Genomic DNA, 16,578 nt, shown 5'->3' with positions numbered 1-16,578 from the left:
TTATGCGGACGGTGTGACGGGCTGGGCGGTGATGACGTTGGCGGCGCTGCCGGCGGCAGCGTTCCAGAAAGACATCTGGCCGTATTTGTCGAACAGGTCGGGCGGCAGGATGGTCTTGCGCGCGGTATGGCGCACCTGCGCCTTGAGCGTGTGCAGGCCGGGCAGGCCGAGCTGCTGGTCGAACTCCTCGGCGGCGTATTCGACACGATCGAAATCGTGGGCGAACTGCGGCTCGCCGAGGAAATCGTAGACCAGCGACATGACCTTGGCCGGTGCACGGGTCAGCAGGTCGTAGTCGACCAGCAGCAGCGACCTGGCATGCTCGCCATAGAAGGCTTCGCGCAGGGCGGTCCAGGCCGAGCCGACGGCCTGGTCGTGCTGGCCCAGCATCTCGACGCGGCTGTAGACGGTGCCGCGCGCGCCCAGCGCGCCGAACATGCGGGTGTGTTCGTAGGGATTGGCGCGGACCATGCGCTCGAAGCTGTCCATGATCCAGGCGACGTTGCGCACACAGGCGATGACTTTCGCATCCGGGAACAGGTCGAACACCATGGGCAGCCTGGCACACCAGGCGCGGTTGGTGTCGAACACGATTTCCCTTTCGACGTCGGCGTAGTAGGCATCGAACAGGCCGCGCATCAGCGCACGGCGCTTGTCCTTGCTCACTACCGGGCCGAATTCGCTGCCTGCGCTGACCTGCCCCAGCACGGCGCTGCACAACGCACCCACCGGGCTGGTCATTCCCGCATGGAAACGGGGATTCTGCAGCAGGATGCCGGACAGCAGGGTTGAACCCGAACGCGGCAACCCGGAGATGAAATGAAATTTACGATTGGAGCAGGGAACATTATCGGACATGTCAGCGCATCCGCCAGCAATGAATGACGGACAAATATCTGGAACGTCGATAATGAAACAAACATGTTCGTGCGGCAACAGGCCGCCGCGCTATTTGCGTGAAATGTGAAGATTTCGTAAGAGCCGTGTGGAATCTGTAGCAGTTCCGCCACAGCTTGTCACCTCAACATTCCGACTCCCGGTTATGCCGAACGCATAACCGGGAGCAACCAATGGTGATATTTCAATCACATCGAATGACATACTTTTATCAAAAAGTTTTATTGAAATCAAAACCTTAGATATAGGGTCATTCAACTGCCAGCTGCGAGTTTTAGTCCTCGATAATCGACTGAGAATTAACCACGCAGCCCTTGTGCGGGGCGCTTGCGCCGCGGGCTGCGACGCCAATCAGACGACGATGGTCTGGGCTTCGCCTTCGTTGCGGGCGCGGATCTCGCCGATGCGGTAGACGGTCTCGCCGGCAGCCTGCAGTTGGGCCATGGCGGCGTCGGCGTTTTCCTTCGACACGATCACGGTCATGCCGATGCCGCAGTTGAACACACGGTGCATCTCGGCGTCGGCCACGCCGCCATGCTGCTGCAGCCACTGGAACAGCGGCGGCAGGGTCCAGGACTTGCTGTCCAGCACGGCGGTCAGGCCATCCTGCAGCACGCGCGGGATGTTCTCGACCAGGCCACCGCCGGTGATGTGCACCAGGCCCTTCACTTCCATCGTCTGCATCAGCGCCAGCAGCGGCTTGACGTAGAGGCGGGTCGGCGCCATCAGGACATCGGCCAGCTTGCGGCCGTGGAAGTCGGCTTCCAGGTCCGGCTTGGCGACTTCGATGATCTTGCGCACCAGCGAATAGCCGTTCGAGTGGATGCCCGAGGAAGCCAGGCCCAGCACGACGTCGCCGGCGGCGATCTTGCTGCCGTCGATGATCTGCGATTTTTCCACGGCGCCGACGGCGAAGCCGGCCAGGTCGTATTCGCCGTCCGGGTACATGCCCGGCATCTCGGCGGTTTCGCCGCCCAGCAGGGCGCAGCCGGACTGTTCGCAGCCCAGGGCGATGCCCTTGACGACGGCGGTGGCGGTGGCGACGTCCAGCTTGCCGCAGGCAAAATAGTCGAGGAAGAACAGCGGCTCGGCGCCCTGCACCAGGATGTCGTTGACGCTCATGGCGACCAGGTCGATGCCGACCGTGTCGTGGCGGTTCAGCTCGAAAGCGAGCCTGAGCTTGGTGCCGACGCCGTCGGTACCGGACACGAGAACGGGCTCCTTGTACTTCTTGCTGATCTCGAACAGTCCGCCGAAGCCGCCAATGCCGCCAAGGACGCCTTCGCGCATGGTGCGCTTGGCAAACGGTTTGATCGCTTCGACCAGGGCATCGCCGGCATCGATATCGACACCGGCATCGCGGTAGGAGAGAGAAACATTAGACGGTTGGCTCATGATATTTGGCAGCAGAGGCGGTAAAATAGATAGCGGTGGATCAACTGAACGCACCCGCGTCACTGCCGGGAACGGCCAACTGGTCAATCCGCTATTTTAGCAAAACGGCCCCGCCACGACGCGAAAACAAGAACAATATGCCTTTTTTCCCTCAGCCCGGATGAGATGCAAGCCATGAAACAGCTGGTGCTCGATTTAGGCGCGGCCGAACCGGCGCAGAGCCTCGACACCTTCCAGATAGGAGCGAATGCCGAAATGGCGCACCTGATGCACCAGTTCGCGCAACGCGCCTCGCGTGAGCATTTCTGCTATCTCTGGGCCGAAACCGGCGCCGGCAAGACCCACATCCTGCACGGCCTGGCCGCCACGCCCGGCTCGCGCTATATCGCCTTCGACGCCGATACCGAGCAGTTCACCTACACGCCGGACACCAGCCTCTACCTGGTGGACGACATCGACCGCCTGACGCCGGAACGCCAGATCGACGCCTTCGCCCTGTTCAACCAGGTGCGCGAGCACCGCGCCTACATGGTCTGCGCGGGCCCGGTGCCGCCGGCCGTGCTGCCGGTGCGCGAAGACCTGCGTACCCGCATGGGCTGGGGCCTGGTGTACCAGATCCACGGCCTGTCGGACGACGAGAAGATCGCCGCCCTCACCCAGGCCGCCGAGGCGCGCGGTTTGACGCTGTCGGCGAGCGTGTTACCCTATTTGCTGTCCCATTTCAAGCGCGACATGCGCTCCCTGTCGACCATGCTGGACGCCCTCGACCAGTATTCGCTCGAGACCCAGCGCCCGGTCACGCTGCCCCTGCTGCGTGACCTGCTGCTGCAGGGAAACCCGCAAAACGAATCCAAAGAATGAGCAACCTCGCGCTGTTTGACCTCGACCATACCCTGCTGCCGCTCGACTCCGACTTCGAGTGGGGCCAGTTCCTGGTACGGAACAAGGTGGTCGACTGCGACGCCTACCAGCGCCGCAACGAAGAATTCTTCAACCAGTACCAGGCCGGCACCCTCGACCCGGTCGAATACCTCGAGTTCGCCCTCGGCACCCTGGCCGGTTTCGACCCGGCACGCCTGGCGGACCTGCACGCGCAGTACATGCGCGAAGTGATCGAGCCGGCGATCCGTCCCAAGGCGCTGGAACTGCTGCGGCGCCACCGCGACGCCGGCGACCTGGTGGCCATCATCACCGCCACCAACGGCTGGCTGACGGCGCCGATCGCGCGGGCACTCGATGTCGAGCACCTGATCGCGGCGCGCCCGCACTTGGACGAACGCGGCCATCCCACCGGCAAGCTGCTCGGCACACCGACCCAGGGCCACGGCAAGGTCACCCACATGCACGCCTGGCTGGAGAGCCTGGGCAAGCCCTTCGACGGCTTCGAGCGCAGTTATTTCTACAGCGACTCGCACAACGACATCCCGCTGCTGTCCGTCGTTTCGCACCCGGTGGCGACCAACCCGAGCGCCAAACTGGCCCAACACGCAAGCGCCCATGGCTGGCCTTTACTCCATCTGTTCAATGATTAAAAAATTCATCCGCAAGATCCTTGGCGTGAAAGACCAGCGCGATCCCACCCAGCCCGTGATCCTCGGCCCGGCCGAGCATGGCATCGACCCGAAACTGCTGTCGCCGAACGCGGTGCGCGTCACCCAGACCCTGCAGGAAGCCGGCTTCAAAGCCTTCGTGGTCGGCGGCGCCGTGCGCGACCTGCTGCTGGGCGTGAAGCCGAAGGACTTCGACATCGCCACCGACGCCACCCCGGAAGAGGTGAAAAAGCTGTTCCGGCGCGCCTTCATCATCGGCCGCCGCTTCCAGATCGTGCACGTGATGTTCGGCCAGGAGTTGCTGGAGGTGACCACCTTCCGCGGCAACGCCAGGACCGACGCGCCGAAGGACGAGCACGGCCGCGTCCTGCGCGACAATAACTTCGGTCCCCAGCACGAAGACGCCGAGCGCCGCGACTTCACCATCAACGCCATGTACTACGACCCGGCGACCCAGTCGGTGCTCGACTACCACGGCGGCATCCAGGACATCCGCGACAAGGTCCTGCGCATCATCGGCCAGCCGGAAGCGCGCTACCGCGAAGACCCGGTGCGCATGCTGCGCGTGGTGCGCTTTGCCGCCAAGCTGCAGTTCACGATCGAGCCCGCCACCCGCGCGCCGATCCCGGTGATGGCGCCGCTCATCAACAACGTGCCGGCCGCGCGCGTGTTCGACGAGATGCTGAAACTCCTGCAATCCGGCCACTCGCTGGCCTGCCTGAAGGAGCTGCGCGCCTCCGGCCTGCATCACGGCCTGCTGCCGCTGCTGGATGTGGTGCTGGAACAGCCGATCGGCATGAAGTTCGTGACCCTGGCGCTGGAATCGACCGACGCCCGCGTTCGTGCCGGCAAGGGCGTCTCGGCCGGTTTCCTGTTCGCTTCCCTGCTGTGGCACCAGGTGCTGGAAAAGTGGAACGCCTACCGCGCCGCCGGCGAATCGGCGATCCCGGCCCTGCACCTGGCCGCCGACGACGTGCTGGACAACCAGACCGACAGCCTGGCCCTGCAGCGCCGCATCGCCACCGACATGCGCGACATCTGGGCGATGCAGCCGCGCTTCGAACGCCGCACCGGCAAGGCGCCCTACAAGCTGCTCGAACACCCGCGCTTCCGCGCCGGCTTCGACTTCCTGCTGCTGCGCTGCGAATCGGGCGAGCTCGATGCGGAGCTGGGCAACTGGTGGGCCACCTTCTATGCCGGCGACATCGCCGAGCGCGAGCGCCTGATCAACTCGGCCCGCGAACCGCTGGGCGGCGAGAAGAAGAAGCGCCCGCGCCGCCGCGGCCCGCGCAAGACCGGTGACGGCGACTCTGCAGTCCAGTTCGACGCCGGTGCGCAGGCCGCATCGGGACCGGACGGCGAATGAGTTCCTGGATCGGCATCGGCGCCAACCTGGGCGATGCCAGTGCAAACGTCCTCGACGCGCTGGAGCGCCTGGCCTGGGTGCCGGGCGTGCGCCTGCTGCGCGCCTCGTCGCTGTACCGCACCGCGCCCATCGATTCCTCGGGCGCCGATTACGTCAACGCGGTGGCGGAAGTCGACACATCGCTGAGCGCCCGCGCATTGCTGGCCGCCCTGCACGGCATCGAACAGGCCCACGGCCGCGAACGCCCCTACCGCAACGCCCCGCGCACCCTCGATCTCGACCTGCTGCTGTACGACGACGAGGTCATCGCTGATGCGCCTTCCCTGCTGGTGCCCCACCCGCGCATGCACGAGCGCGCCTTCGTGCTGGCACCGCTGGCCGAGCTGGCGCCCGGGCTCTTGATTCCCGGCCGCGGCCGCGTGGCGGACCTGCTGCCAGGCGTGGCCGACCAGGCCATCGAAAAGATCCGCTGACCAGCACTAGCCGCCGATATTGCGGAAGGGATCGAGCGCCAGGTCGATCAGCCTGCGCTCGCGCACGACGATCTCGGCCACGGCCGTCATCCCGTAGCGCAAGGGATAGACTGTGTCGCCCACGGTGTAGTGATCCTGGTCCAGCGCCACCCGGCCTTCGTAGACCGGCTGTTTGCTCTGCTGGGAAGGCTTGGTCGCCGGGGCGATGAATTGCAGGGTCCCGTGGATCAGGCCATAGCGCTGGTAGGGAAACGCATTGAATTTCAATTGCACCGGCAGCCCTTCGCGCAGGAAGCCGCGGTCGTGCTCGGCGATTTCGACCTTCAGGATCGGCCTTGCATTCTTCGGCGCGATGCCGCCCAGTGGAGAATTGGCCTGGATCTTGTCGCCGGGCTGGGTCGAGGTGACGTCGGTGATCACGCCGTCGACAGGCGCGACGATGAGCAGGAAGTTCTCCTTGTCGATATTCTCGAACTTGATGCGGGCGGCGGCGTCGGCCACCAGGCGTGCCGTCTGCACCTGCAGGCGCATCTTGTCCTCGGCATTGTCCATCTCGCGCTCCGCCGCTTCCAGTTGCAGGCGCAGCTTGGACAATTCCTGGCCGCTCGTTTCGAGCTCCGAGCGCGCCTGGGTCGCTTCGACGCCTTGCCTCGCGCCCAGCTCGGCAATGCGCGACTGCGCCACGCGCACCGCATTGTCGGCCGCCAGCAAGGCGTTTTTCTTGCTTTCGACCTGCAACTGCGACACGCCGCCGCCGCCCGGCATCGCGAACAGGCGCGCATACTTGTCGGCTTCGTCCTTCGCCGCATCGCGCGCACGCCGGGCCTCGTCGAGGTTGGCACGTGCTTCCTGCTGCTGGGCAGCCTGGCCCTGCGACAGCCTGCTGGTGCCCTGGGCGAGGCGCTGCTGGTGCTGGCGTTCCTCGACCGCGACGGCCTCCTTCAGGGCGGCGACACGGTGTTCCATCAGCGCTTTCTTTTCAGGAAACTCCTTCCAGTCGCGTTCTGCGTCCTCGAGCTTCAAACGCGCTTCCAGCGCATTCTTCGCAGCCTCGATGGCGCCGCGGGCGTACAGCCGCGCGACGACGTCGCCCTTGTTCACCGGCTGGCCCTCGGCGATGTAGATATTGCTCAGTTCTCCATCGATGGGCGCATACAGGCGCCGCACCTCGGACGCGGGCCCGAGCGCGCCGCCAGCCGTCACCAGGACGTCGGCATGGCCGAAGAAGGACCAGACCAGCGCCGTCAACACCAGCGCGACCATGGCGTAGACCAGGGCTTGCGTGAAGCGCCACGGCACCGCGGTGAGGATGCCGATGCCTTCGGCGCTATGGTCCTCGAGCGCCTGGCTCAGCGGCGCCATCGGCTTCGGCTTCAGGCTTGGCAGCTTCATGGTTGGCAGCTTCATGGTTGGCCTCCTGCAATGCGAGCTTGCGGATATCGCTGAGCGCGGCGGCATAGGCGTCACGGTATGCAGGCACGTGGGCGGACATGAGCGCAAAGGCACGCTGGTGGGCGTCGCCCTGGTCTTCCCACTGCCTGAGGAACTGGCGGATCCGCGCCGCATCCGCCTCGTCGCGTACCGGCGCCTGGGCGCCGCCCCGCGCCGCCGTGAAAGCGCGCAGCTGGCCGATCCAGTCGAGCTCCGCCAACAGCGGTAAGAGCTCGGGATTGCGGCGGCCATGCCGGCGCATGTCGGCAAGCTGGGCCGTCGCGCGCTGGAACTGGCCTTTGTCGATCGCCGCCATCCACGGCGGCAATCCGGCCTTGATCTGGGCTTCGGTGTCGAGTGCGCGCAGGCGGGCGTTGTCCGGATCCTCGTCCAGCGCCGCCGCGGCGACGGCCGCCGCCCGTACGTAATTGCCGCCGGCCAGCAGCTCAGCGGTCTCGCTTTCGGCACCGCCGCCACGCACCAGCATCCATCCGAGCAGGACGACCGGCGCCAACGCGGCAATGCGCCACCTTACCGGCACCTGGGCCGCCATGGCCCTCAGCCGGCCACGACCGGCGGGCCGAGGGTCGGGCGCCGGACCGTCCGCCGCAGCGGCGGCGGCCCGCTCATCCTGCACGGGAGCGGGCTCGACGCAAAAGATGTCCAGGAAGGAATCCGCAGCCTCGACGAAAGTCGTCCGGTCCGCATCTGCCGCCACGGGCACCTGGGTCACGCCGATGCGCGTGGGCGCCGCGTCGGGCAGGGATGCATCCCATTGCATGGAGACGCGATAGACGAAGTGCCGGCCGCCGAACGCGAGCGTATCGCCTTCGTGCAGCGGCACCGCCTGTTCCTCGATGCGGCTGGCGTTGACGAAAGTGCCGTTGGTGCTGCCCAGGTCTTCGATGAAGGGTTCCCCGCCCTTGAGGAAGATGTGCGCGTGGCGGCGCGACAGATAATTCACCTGCGCCGGCTCGCTGTCGCGGTAGCGCGCGAAGGTGTCTTCCGCCTTGCCGATCAGGAAAGGAAACTCCGTGACGACGATGGTCTGCAGCGCCGATTCGTCATGGCCGGGCGCCAGGGTCAGGCTGACCAGGCGCGCGCGTGGCGATGCCGCCGGCCCCTGCTCCAGGCATACGCGGAACTTCAGCACCTTGCCGAGTCCCAGCACGTCGCCGCTGTGCAGGGTGGCGATCGCCGTCCTGACCGGAACGCCGTTGACGCTGGTGCCGTTCGTGCTGCCGAGATCCGCAAGGTAGACCGTGTCGTGTTCGCAAAAGAGGCGGGCATGGCGGCGCGACAGTTCGGAGGCGAGCTCGGGCGGATAGGCATCGAACGGCGCTTCCGCGCGGCCGATCGCGAACAGGCTGTCGTGGATCCGGATCGGCGCCAGCTCCGGATGCGAAACAGGTTCGAGCACGATCCGCACCGCCGTTCCCGTCGCGGAGCGGGCAGCGGCGATCGTGAGATCGGGCATCATGGCCTTGGGCCCCGTTCAGTTGCGCGCCGCACTGCGCACATCCACCGCCGGCCAGCCGCCGCCCAGCGCCTTGTACAGGGTCACGGTGTCGGACAGGATCTGCTGGTGATTGGCCAGCAGTGCCAGCTGCGCCCCCAGCAGGGAGCGCTCGGCTTCGAACACATCCAGCTGCGATACCACGCCCTCTTTCAACTGGGCTTCCACCTGCGCGGCGACGATGCCCAGGCGCTCCGCCTGCTGCTGCAGCTCGTCCCGCTGGCGCCGGTGCGCATCGAGATTGACGAGGGCGTTCTCGACTTCCTCGAACGCGTCCATCACGACCTTCCGGTACTGCTGCTCGGCCACCTCGTTGTTGGCCTGGCTCGTTTTCAGGTGCGCCTTGACGGCGGGGTCGAAGATCGGGAAATTGATGCTCGGGAGCAGGCCAAAGGTAAACGACTTGAGCAGCGAGCCGAGCGCGAAGCTGGACGTGCCGCCACGGCCGGTCAGGCTGATGGACGGCAGCTGGGCCAGCTTGGCCTGGCCGACCAGGTCGTAGGATTCGAGCACGCGGTATTCGGCAGCCACGATGTCGGGACGGCGCTTGAGCAGTTCCGACGGCAGGCCCTCGGGTACGGCGGGCAGATGCACCCGCTCCTGCAGCGAGCCGGTGGGCAGGCTGAAGTTCCCGGCCGGTACGCCGAGCAGGGTTGCCAGCGCATTCCCGGACAGCGCGCGCAGGCGGCCGAGCTCGATCAAGTCATTGTTCAGGCGGTTGATCTCCGCGCGCTGCTGCAGCACGCGCGTCAGCGGCAGCAGGCCCTGCTGCTGCATCGCTTCGTAGGTCGCCAGGATCTGCCTGTTCTTTTCCAGAGTCCTTCCCTGCTGGGCCAGCTGTTCGTCGAACTGCAGGATCTGGAAATACGTCGTCGCCACCTCCGATGCCAGCGTCAGGTAGCCCGCGCGCCAGTCGGCCTCGGTGGCGCGGAATTCCGCGGTCTGCGCATCGGCCCCCTTGGCCACCTTGCCCCAGATGTCGACGTCCCAGTTGACCTGAGTGCCAAGGCTGTACTGCTTGGTGAACTTCTGGCCGGTACTCTTTTCGAAGCTGGCACCGGCGCCGGCGTCCAGCGTGGGCAGGGCCCCGGCCCGCGCCTCGTCGATCTGCGCGCCGGCGACCCTGGTGCGCGCCGCCAGGATCTTGAGATCGACGTTGTCGCGCACCGCGCGCTCGACCAGCCGGTCCAGGTCCGGGTCGCGGAAGCCCTTCCACCAGTCCTGTTCGATCATTGCCGCCGGCGCCACCGGCAGGGCCCGGCCGCTTGCCCAGGCCGTCTTGGCCGGGCTATCCGGGCGCTGGTAGGGCTTCATGCTGACGTCGGCGCAGCCGCACAGGAACACGGCCGCGATGCCGGCCGTGGCGGCCGCTACCGGGTGGATCCTGTTGCAGGGGAATAGCGTCCTCATGGCTCACCTCGTCTGCCATGCCTTCGAGTCGACGAAGACCTTGAACAGGCGTCCGTCCAGGTGGCCGGCGCGGCACTCTTCGGCGATCAGGTCGAGCGCACGCTCGGCCGGAACCGCCTGCTTGTACGGCCGATCGCGTGCCGTCAGCGCGTCGTAGATGTCGCTGATCGTCAGGATGCGCGTCTGCAGGCTGATCTCCGCACCGCGCAGCCCCATCGGATAGCCGGTTCCGTCGAGCTTTTCGTGGTGGCCATGGGCGATCGCCGGCACGCCTGCCAGCTCGCGCGTCCAGGGAATCAGGATCAGGAAGGAATACGAGTCGGCCACGTGGGCTTCGATCTGCCGCCGCTCATCCGGGGTCAGGCAACCCTTGCCGATGCTGAGCGCGGCGAATTCCGCGTCGTCGAGCAGACGGAAGGACGGATCGCCGGTGCCCGCGCACACATGGTCGCGGATCGCACCCAGCCCCTCCGGCACCGTTGCGTGCGAGACCGATGGTTCGTTGGCCCGTATGATCAGCGCGAGGAACTCGTCGAGGCGCTCGTCCTCCTCGGCCAGCTGCGCCACGATGCGCTCGCGCTCGCGGCGCAGGTCGGCCGCGCCCAGTTCGCCGCTCAGCTGCCGCTCCGTCAGGCTGCGCCAGGCATGGCGTTCGAGGCAGGCGCGGGCATAACGGAAGCGCTGTTCCAGCAGGCGCATGTCGGCGTGGTGCAGTTTCTTTTCCTTGCGCAGCACGTGTTCGCGCACGCCGACCTTGCCGAAATCGTGCAGCAGCGCGGCATAGCGGATCTCGCGCAGCTGGGCCGGCGTGAAAGCGGCGCCGCGCAGTTCCGGATCGTTGGCATGCTCCAGCGCCACGGCCAGGTTTTCGGCGTAGCCGGCGACCCGGAACGAATGCCCGGCCGTGACCGGATCGCGCTCCTCGATCGCCTGTACCGACGCGCACACGAAGCCGTCGAGCAGGCCCTTGATATCGGAATACAGCTGGAAGTTTTTCAGGGTAACCGCGGTCTCCGCGCAGACGCCGCTGAGGATCTCCAGGTCGGCTTCCTGGAACGCATGCGGATCGGACGAGGTGTCGACCTGGATCAGGCCGAGGACTTCGTCGCCCAGGATCAGCGGCGCACACATCACGCTCAGGATCGCCTGGGCAATGATCGACTCGTGCGCGCCATAGTGGCGGTCCGCGAGCGTATCGACGGACAGGATCGCCCGCTTGCGGCCCAGCACTTCGTCGACGATGGTACGCGAGATCCTTATCTGGGCGGGATCTTCCACGATCCCGCCGCGGCGGCGCGCGGCGACCGGCTGCGGCGGGTCGCGTTCGCTGCCGCGCAGCATGATGAAGGCGCGCTCGGCCAGCGGGAACAGGTCGAAGATGAAATTCATCAGCTTTTCGATCAGCGTGTCCTGATCGGTGACGACACCCAGGGCGATACCGACCTGGGCCATCGCATGCAGCCGGTGCACCGTGTTCTCGAGATCGCCACGGCCGGCGCTGCTGGTATCCACCACGGGCGCGAACTGCGTGGCGTCCACCGAGCGCGTGATCACCGCGGATGCGGCGCCGCGCTCGGGCAGCAGCAGGGAGTGGAACACGAGGTGGGCGGACGCCAGCGCCAGTTCGTCGCCTTCGGCCAGCACGCGCCAGGCGCCGGGCGCGAGGCGCTCGCCGGACACGAAGGTACCGTTGCGCGAATGCAGATCCTCGACGAAATAACTGGCGCCGCGGCGCCGGATGCGCGCATGCCGCCGGCTGACCGTCTGTTCGGGGATGCAGACGTACCTGTCGGAGGCCAGCGCATCCTGCGGGTTGCGCCCGACCACCGCCTCCTCATGCAGCGGGAACACGGCCGGCTTGCCGGGCTCCGCTCCCATCCATTCCAGGTAAGCCCGGACCGGGCCGCTCGATGCGGAAAATGGCGTGTTCGGTTCCATGTGACTGCTTCATCTGACCGTGATCGTGATCTTTTTGGAGACCACCGGCGGCGTGTGGACCATGTGGTTTTCGTCGCCCATCACCAGTTGCAGCGTATGCCTCCCCGGCGGCAGTTCGAGCATCGTCTCGGTCTCGCCCGCGCCGAAATGCAGGTGGTTGCGGTCCGACGGGATCTGCTGCCCGGCCGCCGGCGGATCGGCATCGACCAGCAGGTGGTGGTGCCCGGTATTCTTGAACGCCACGCCCTTCGGCGCGACGCCCATGTTGCGCAGCCCGAACCATACGCGGAAAGGCTTGCCGGCCGGGAGCACCGCGCCATCGGACGGCCAGCCGATGTAGCAGTAGGCATTGCTCGGCGCGTCGGTCGAACCGGCCGGCGCGCTGGCCAGGATGGCCGCCACGGCGACGGCGACGGGGAACAGGTTGCGCATGGTGGTCTCCAGCGGCTTCGACAGCTATCGCACGGTAATGGTGATCTTCTTCGACATGATGGGTGGCGCGTGCGGAATGTGGTCCTTGTCGCCCAGCAGCAATTGCAAGGTATGCGTCCCGGGCGGCAGCTCGACACGGGCTTCGGTTTCGCCGGCGCCGAAATGCAGGTGGTTGCGATCGTTCGGGATCGGTTCCGTCATCGGCGGCGGGTCGGTATCGATCAGCAGATGATGGTGGCCGGTGTGCGTCACCGCGGTCCCCTTGGGTGCGACACCCATGTTACGCAGGCCCATTCGCACCCAGAACTTGCCGCCGTTGATGACCGTGCCGTCGTGCGGCCAGATGAAATACACCTGGGCATTTTCCGGAGCGGGAGTCGGGGTGGCGGCAGCGGTGGTGCCGGCATGCAGGGTCGCCGCCAGCAATAAAGGAAAAACCAAAGGAAAGCGCATGATCGATAGCTCCCGAGTAGGGCTGACTGAGGTGCGCGTCAATACTTCTAAATCTGGCACACTCTCGGTCAGATCGCAAGGTACTTCTGTCGAACACAGGCGAACGGAGCGCGCTCATGTGGCAAACACCCTGGAAGGTTTGCGTACTGGCCGGGTTGGCCTGGGCATGCAATGCCGCTGCCCAGGACCATCTGCCGCGGATCCAGCTCGCAGGTGTCGTTCCGAAGAACAGCGCCGAGCAGTTCGAACTGGCGTTCTGGAACTCGGTCAAGGACAGCAACCAGATCAGCGATTACGAGGCCTATTTGAAGGCCTATCCGAAAGGGAAGTTCGTGGCGCTCGCGCAGGCGCGGATCGCCACCCTGCGCGCGGCGCAGGCGCAGGCGGCGGGATCCGCCTCGCCGCCGCCGAGTCCGAAACAGGCTCCCGCCAAGGCGCCAGACACGGCCGCACGGACGCCGCCCGCCAAGGCCGCGCCGGCAGGACCTGCGGCAGGCGTTGCCGCCCCCGCGGCCGGCGCCGCCGCATCCGGCACCGACATCAAGGATTGCACAGCCTGTCCCGTGCTCGTGTCCCTGCCCGGCGGTACCTTCTCCATGGGGAACAACACGAGCGACCCCAGCGAAAAACCGGCGCACCAGGTCACCATCGATGCGCCGTTCGCGATCGGACGCTATGAAGTCTCGGTACAGCAATGGAATGCCTGCGCCGCCGCCGGCGCTTGCCAGAAGATCGCCGTGCCGGTCGGCGCAAGCCCGAACGCACCGATGCGCGATGTCAGCTGGGACGATGCCCAGCAGTACGTCAAGTGGCTCGGCGCCATCAGCGGCAAGCCTTATCGCCTGCCCACCGAGGCGGAATGGGAATTCGCTGCCCGCGGCGGCACCACGACCCGCTACTGGTGGGGTGAGCAAATGGCGCAAGGCAAGGCCAATTGCAAGGAATGCGGAAAGCCATGGACCGAGGATGCACCGGCGAATGTCGGCAGTTTCGCTGCCAACCCCTATGGGCTGTACGACACCAGCGGCGGCGTGTGGGAGTGGGTCGCCGACTGCTGGCACAACAACTACAAGGGCGCCCCGGCCAACGCTCGCGCCTGGGACGAACCGGATTGCCGCGTACGCGTCATCCGTGGCGGATCGTGGCGCGAAGGCGCCTCGTACATGGTCACCTCCACGCGCTTCAAGTACGACGCCAGCGTGCGTCATTCGCAGAACGGCTTCCGGGTTGCGCGCAGCCTCAAATGATGCGCGGCCTGCACGGCTAGGGCTTGCGCGGACGGGTATGGATCGGCAGGAACTCGACCGCGATCTTGCCGGCGCCGCTGTGCGCCCGGATTTGCTCCAGGCGCCTGGCGGCATCGGCCAGGTAGGCGGCGGCGGGCTCGGACACAGGCCGGGGCGCATCGAACAGCACCGTCGGCGTCGTCACCAGTACCACCAGTTCTGCACCGAAGGGCTTGCCGATCCCCCATTCACCCAGGCTGCCGACCGTCGCCGTGTAGTTCGGCGGCGCCCGGTTGTCATGCGCGCGCACATTCGGCAGCAGGTGGGTGACGCTGCCATCGAGCGAATAATAGTCGACCGTGATGAAGGACTCGGCCGCCGGGGTGGTCACGTCGACCATCAGCGAATCGCCTTCGGTTAGCACGGCATCCGGCCCGTGCCCGGCACCGGCAAGACGGATGGCGGCGCCGCCGCCGGCCTGGCGATAGGCCGACCAGTACGGTCCGAGCGTCGAGATCACGCCACACCTGGCCTGGTCCACCAGCCTGACGTCGAGATTCACGCTCGATACACCCGGCACCGCGGCAAGCTCGTCCTTCAAGCCGGCCTGCCCCGGCGGTGTCGACAGGTAGCCATGTACCGTCACCGCATGGCCATCGACGGCGCCCACCAGTGCCGCGCAGGGGATCTTCCCCAGCGTCGAGGCAATCGCGGCTGCCGTCGGCGCAGGTACAGGCGTCGGTGCGGGGGCGGCTGGCGTCGGCGCGGGTAGGGCCGCGGGCGGCGCAGCCTGTTCCTGGGCCGTCGCCGGCGGCGGTGCCGCGGCAGTCGCCTGCGTGCGTGGCTTCGCGCCCAGGTAGTGCCAGCCGACTGCGCCCAGCGCGGCGATCGCAAGGATGCCCGCCGCCACCCCGGCCGCCAGGCCGTAACGCTGTACCGATGCGCCGGTGCCGAAATCGTGCAGGAAGCGCTCGACCGTGGGTGTGCGCGTATTGCGCTCCAGGGCCAGGCCGCACTTCAGTGCATGCCACGGTCCGCGCGCCAATCCGGCCGGCCGCTGCGGTTTCATGCCGGCGCCGCGCGCCTGCAGGGCGGAGACGCCGTTGAACGGGTGGTGGCCCGTCAGCAACTCGTAGGCGATGCAGGCCAGCGCATAGATATCGTCGCGCGGATCGGGGTCGAGGTGCTCCAGCATCTCGGGACTCGCGTAGGCCGGTGTGAGGGCGCCCAGGCTGCCGGGATCGAATACCGTGACATCGACATCCTCTTCGGTTTTCTGGAACACGCGCGCGATCCCGAAATCGATGACCTTGACGTTGCCCGACTCGGTCAGGAACACATTGCCGGGCTTGAAGTCGCAATGGACGAAGCCGCGCCCGTGCGCGTAGGCCAGCGCATTGCCCATGCCAGTCACGATGCGCAGCACGTCCGCGTATGGCATGCCGGCGAAGCCCGGCGCACGCAGCACCTGGCTGAGGGCCTTGCCCTTCAGGTATTCCATGGTCAGGTAGACCATCGGACCGTCGCGGTCGAAATCGTAGACCGACACGATGTTCGGATGCGCCAGCGCCTGTGCCTTGCGTGCCTCGCGCTGCAAGGCGATCAGGGACTTCGGGTGGCCACGGAACTGGACGTTCAATACCTTGATGGCGATATAGGGCTTGCGATCCGACGCCTCCAGCTTGCGCAGGTCGAGCGCCTTGTACACGGTTCCCATTCCACCGAAGCCGATGCACTCCTCCAGCACGAAGCGGTTGTTCAGCGTATCGCCGACGCCTTTCATGCGTTCGGGCTCGGGATCGACATCGCCGTCGTATTCGCGCGAGGGCGGTAGAGGGTCGCGCATGGTGTACGCGCCGGGCCGGGTCTGGACAAAGGTGTCGTCGCCCCCCTTGTGCTGGCGCGCGACGATCAGGCGCTCGATGCGGTGCTGGATTTCCGTATAGACATCGCCCGGCAGCGGCTTGCGCGCATGCTCTTCGCTCAGGACCTCGAGCAGGCGGCCCACGCTCTCGGGCGCACTCTCGAGCACGCGATCGACCTCGGCAAAGAATTCGGCACGCGGCAAGGTGCCGGACTGCAGTTGCCGGATCGCGTGAGCGAGGCTATCCATGGTTGTGTTTGTTAGATCCCGGGGCGTTTATTGAGACTAGCATGAAAGCCCGGATGATCAAGTCCTGTCGCACGCCGGGATGTGGGTTCGCGCCGAACAGGCCCATAAAAGTGTTGGGTCCGGGCCATCACCGGCGATGCCTGCGGCCGCTTCCTCCGATGCCGTGAACGGCTGAGAATAAGAATAAAAACCCCTTTAATTTCAATAACTTGCGTTTTAATTGGTGACACTCGAACGAAGCTGGCACGCATCCTGCTGATAGTCCATCGAGCGCAAATCAAATGCCTCAACCAACCAACCGACATCCAAGGAGATTTACCATGAAAACCCTGATCATCACCGACCTGGCCCACACCGACAAACTGGACCGCGCAGCCA

14 protein-coding genes are annotated in these 16,578 nt (G+C 66.2%); 5 read left to right on the top strand and 9 right to left on the bottom strand.

The window, feature by feature from the left end:
• Together AB4Z32_RS23370 and purM are read right to left on the bottom strand one after the other, a co-directional pair.
• Positions 1-858: a sulfotransferase gene (locus AB4Z32_RS23370; protein WP_442124265.1), complete on the bottom strand. Its 858-nt coding sequence runs from the start codon at positions 856-858 to the stop codon at positions 1-3.
• 390 nt (positions 859-1,248) lie between these two features.
• On the bottom strand, positions 1,249-2,292 hold the full coding sequence (purM, locus tag AB4Z32_RS23365) for a phosphoribosylformylglycinamidine cyclo-ligase (protein ID WP_442124264.1): 1,044 nt from the start codon (positions 2,290-2,292) through the stop codon (positions 1,249-1,251).
• Between the two features lie 174 nt (positions 2,293-2,466).
• On the opposite strand from purM, the gene hda reads away from it, so the two are divergent.
• From hda to folK, 4 genes are read left to right on the top strand one after another with little or no spacing between them, the layout of a single operon-like run.
• A complete protein-coding gene (gene hda / locus AB4Z32_RS23360) occupies positions 2,467-3,153 on the top strand; it encodes a DnaA regulatory inactivator Hda (protein ID WP_442124300.1) in 687 nt (228 codons plus the stop codon).
• Positions 3,150-3,824, top strand: coding sequence for an HAD family hydrolase (locus AB4Z32_RS23355; protein WP_442124263.1), 675 nt, complete (start codon positions 3,150-3,152; stop codon positions 3,822-3,824). Before hda ends, AB4Z32_RS23355 begins: the two co-directional genes overlap by 4 nt.
• Positions 3,817-5,208, top strand: coding sequence for a polynucleotide adenylyltransferase PcnB (gene pcnB / locus AB4Z32_RS23350; RefSeq protein WP_442124262.1), 1,392 nt, complete (start codon positions 3,817-3,819; stop codon positions 5,206-5,208). Before AB4Z32_RS23355 ends, pcnB begins: the two co-directional genes overlap by 8 nt.
• Positions 5,205-5,681 carry a 2-amino-4-hydroxy-6-hydroxymethyldihydropteridine diphosphokinase gene (folK, locus tag AB4Z32_RS23345; protein ID WP_442124261.1) on the top strand — a complete coding sequence of 159 codons (477 nt, stop codon included), beginning with the start codon at positions 5,205-5,207 and terminating at the stop codon, positions 5,679-5,681. Before pcnB ends, folK begins: the two co-directional genes overlap by 4 nt.
• 6 nt (positions 5,682-5,687) lie before the next feature.
• On the opposite strand, the gene AB4Z32_RS23340 is transcribed toward folK, so the two are convergent.
• The 6 genes from AB4Z32_RS23340 to AB4Z32_RS23315 are packed head-to-tail and all read right to left on the bottom strand — an operon-like array spanning position 5,688 to position 12,861.
• Complete coding sequence (locus AB4Z32_RS23340; RefSeq protein WP_442124260.1) at positions 5,688-7,088, bottom strand: HlyD family efflux transporter periplasmic adaptor subunit; 1,401 nt, start codon at positions 7,086-7,088, stop codon at positions 5,688-5,690.
• Entirely contained in the window at positions 7,009-8,592 is a 1,584-nt protein-coding gene (locus AB4Z32_RS23335) for an FHA domain-containing protein (protein WP_442124259.1), read from the bottom strand. The genes AB4Z32_RS23340 and AB4Z32_RS23335 overlap by 80 nt, the downstream gene beginning before the upstream one ends.
• Positions 8,593-8,607: 15 nt before the next feature.
• Positions 8,608-10,038 carry an efflux transporter outer membrane subunit gene (locus AB4Z32_RS23330; RefSeq protein ID WP_442124258.1) on the bottom strand — a complete coding sequence of 477 codons (1,431 nt, stop codon included), beginning with the start codon at positions 10,036-10,038 and terminating at the stop codon, positions 8,608-8,610.
• 3 nt (positions 10,039-10,041) lie between these two features.
• Positions 10,042-11,976: an HD domain-containing phosphohydrolase gene (locus AB4Z32_RS23325; protein WP_442124257.1), complete on the bottom strand. Its 1,935-nt coding sequence runs from the start codon at positions 11,974-11,976 to the stop codon at positions 10,042-10,044.
• Positions 11,977-11,985: 9 nt separating this feature from the next.
• Positions 11,986-12,408 carry a DUF4399 domain-containing protein gene (locus AB4Z32_RS23320; protein WP_442124256.1) on the bottom strand — a complete coding sequence of 141 codons (423 nt, stop codon included), beginning with the start codon at positions 12,406-12,408 and terminating at the stop codon, positions 11,986-11,988.
• Between the two features lie 24 nt (positions 12,409-12,432).
• The gene (locus AB4Z32_RS23315) at positions 12,433-12,861 is read right to left on the bottom strand and encodes a DUF4399 domain-containing protein (protein ID WP_442124255.1); all 429 of its coding nucleotides are present in this window, start codon (positions 12,859-12,861) and stop codon (positions 12,433-12,435) included.
• A gap of 116 nt (positions 12,862-12,977) precedes the next feature.
• Between AB4Z32_RS23315 and AB4Z32_RS23310 the strand changes: the two genes are divergently transcribed.
• Complete coding sequence (locus tag AB4Z32_RS23310; RefSeq protein WP_442124254.1) at positions 12,978-14,108, top strand: formylglycine-generating enzyme family protein; 1,131 nt, start codon at positions 12,978-12,980, stop codon at positions 14,106-14,108.
• Positions 14,109-14,124: 16 nt separating this feature from the next.
• Here AB4Z32_RS23310 and AB4Z32_RS23305 read toward each other — a convergent pair whose 3' ends face one another.
• Positions 14,125-16,200, bottom strand: a complete 2,076-nt coding sequence (locus tag AB4Z32_RS23305) for a protein kinase domain-containing protein (protein WP_442124253.1) — start codon at positions 16,198-16,200, stop codon at positions 14,125-14,127.
• Positions 16,201-16,578 lie beyond the last annotated feature (378 nt).

The sequence above is a fragment of the Massilia sp. 2TAF26 genome, from assembly GCF_052115005.1.
Taxonomy (GTDB): Bacteria; Pseudomonadota; Gammaproteobacteria; order Burkholderiales; family Burkholderiaceae_D; genus Telluria.
Note: the sequence above shows the minus strand (reverse complement) of the source record. Positions and strands in the feature narration are given on the sequence as shown.